Annotated in this window: 3 protein-coding genes; 2 read left to right on the plus strand and 1 reads right to left on the minus strand. The window is 48.4% G+C overall.

The features are described 5' to 3' along the window. Positions 1-187: 187 nt before the first annotated feature. The gene (locus BGO59_RS36275) at positions 188-1,054 is read right to left on the minus strand and encodes a DUF5712 family protein (protein ID WP_293692603.1); all 867 of its coding nucleotides are present in this window, start codon (positions 1,052-1,054) and stop codon (positions 188-190) included. 239 nt (positions 1,055-1,293) lie between these two features. On the opposite strand from BGO59_RS36275, the gene BGO59_RS36280 reads away from it, so the two are divergent. Beyond that, positions 1,294-1,992 carry a plasmid pRiA4b ORF-3 family protein gene (locus BGO59_RS36280; RefSeq protein WP_293692605.1) on the plus strand — a complete coding sequence of 233 codons (699 nt, stop codon included), beginning with the start codon at positions 1,294-1,296 and terminating at the stop codon, positions 1,990-1,992. A 65-nt stretch (positions 1,993-2,057) separates the two neighbouring features. Further along, positions 2,058-2,347 (plus strand): recombinase family protein (locus tag BGO59_RS36285; RefSeq protein ID WP_293692607.1); only part of this gene is annotated, 290 nt, incomplete at its 3' end.

The following is a 2,347-nucleotide window of genomic DNA, read 5'->3' on the forward strand; positions in this document are numbered from 1 at the left end:
TTCCGGTGATTTTAATAACTGTCCAACTCAATCAGTAGCATACGGTTTAACATTTAACATAAAACCGTGTCAGAAAGCCCCTAAACAAGCTATATGCCAACGAGTTGATCTCTAGTTTGTCTGTCCCAGAAAATGACAAAATGACATTTTCCAGCCTGGTTCAATGGTCATCTCGACAGGATTTGGCTTACAAACCCATCCCAAGGCCACGGCTGCGGCCTTGTTCACGCTCCAGGCTGCGCTGTTGTTGAACAGATAACTCCAACTTCTGAGCTTGTTCCACCTGCTGGCGTAGGCCCGCTTCCAGTTGTAGCTGACGAGTTTGTTCGATCTGGCGCAGTTCCAGCACCATAGCCGCCTTCTCCTGGGTCGTGCCGTTACTCATCGTGTTCTGATAGCGAAAGCTTTCTTCCAGCTCCCGACGGTAACCCGTCTGCTGATCAAAGGCCAATTCGCTACGCTCTTTAAAATCGACGCGGTTGAACTGGCCGAACTTATGGCCATGCTCAGCACTCTTACCCTGTCCACGATGATTGGTCAACGGGCTTAGTAAGCGTTGGTTCTGCATATCCTTCCGGCTGACAATGATCTGCACATGCATCTGGTGGCCAGCCTTCAGTTCTCCTCGCTGGTTCAAGCCTTGCTTTACTTCCGGATCGGTCCATTTGTAGCCGCGGTTGTACTCGACTTTACCGTACCACTTCACATCGTCAGGGCCTATCCCTTTCTGAAAATTGGCCGCGTATTCGGCCATTACCTCCCGGGCGTAGGCCTTTAGTTTCTGCGGGTCATTGCCGATGTGTTCCAGCTCCCTTTGGGAAGGGCTGATATTGACCAGGTAAAACTTAGCTTCGTGTTGCTTAAGCTTGGCTGTATTCGAATCGATGCCTAGTCGTACTTCCTGCGCCCGAATATCGTCCCGGCCCTGATTGAACCACAATTCAGCCTTATACTCGGCTTTCAGATTGTTTTCTTTCTCCAGATACTCGACCAGTTGTCCACAACTGCCGGCGTTACTACCCGTGGTACTGCTAGTGATGTTGATGTGGGGCATAGTGGGAAAGGGGAAAGAACTACAAATTATCGACCTGGCTACGAATGTTCTCCTCCAGCTCTCGAATAGCCCGCCCCTGGGTAAGGGCATTGAGCGTCTCTCGCTGCACGATATAGTGATTGAGGATGGCCATAAATTTGGCTTTTAAGCCCTTCTTAGGAGAGCATCAAAAAGTGTGGGGCAATTGATTCTTTGATAACTTGAGAAGGTTCTGAAAGCCTTGGCGGCCCCACCTTGTCATGAAAGCCAAAAATGTAGTCCAGCCAGCAATCGTTGACCCCAGAAGTGCAGTCTATCACTTGAAAGTACATATTCTGAATATTTCGCCGATGATCTACAGGCGCTGTATCATTGATGGCAATACCCATATTGCAGAACTCCATCATTTGATACAGATGATGATGGGCTGGGAAAACCAGCATTTACACGTTTTCCATATCTGGGGAGTTGATTATGGAATTGCCTATTCGGGTGGTACCTATTATCGGGATGATCCCACCCAGATTTTTATCGGAAATTTAGGGATAAGGGCTGGGGATAAATTTTCTTATGTTTATGATTTTGGTGATTACTGGAAACACGAAATCCGTGTCGAAAAGGTTGAGAATACCAGACCCGGGTATCGCCACCCGATTTGTACAGCTGGGCGAAGGGCGTGTCCTCCGGAAGATGTCGGTGGGCCCTATGCCTATCAGGCGGCTTTAATAGGTCAGTTTAGTTGGATTCAGGAAACCTTGTCAAACGTCTTGGAAAGTATCGAGAACGGACAAGTTCCAGACCTTGACCTGGATAATGCCCCTTGGTGGTATCTTACGCATCGTAGTGAAGTATTCGACAAGAAAAAAATGAACCAGGCCTTAGCCAAACTGTATCAAAAAAAGGGTGACGGTAAATTCTGGAAGACCTTGGGCGGTTACGATGCTTATTTTGATGAGTAAGAACAGCACTTTCTGTATCAACATAACCAGATGGTTTAGTTGATACAGGCTGCGTAGCTTTGGGTATGCAACAGGCCGTCATCTTCGTTCGGGTATCCAAAAAAGAACAGGACTACCACCGACAATTAGAAGACCTACGAGCGGTGGCACAAACCCAATCGGCACACGTTGTGACCGAGATTTCGGAAAAGATCAGTGGTGTCCGTACCAACCAGGAGCGGGGCGGGATTCAAGAGTTGTTACAATTGTGTCGGCAGGGGACCATTCATAAGGTATTGGTTTGCGAGGTGTCCCGCCTGGGACGCTCAACTGTTGAAGTCTTGCAAGTAGTGGAGGAATTAACCCGGCTCGGCAT

The sequence above is a fragment of the Spirosoma sp. 48-14 genome, assembly GCF_001898575.1.
GTDB lineage: Bacteria > Bacteroidota > Bacteroidia > Cytophagales > Spirosomataceae > Spirosoma.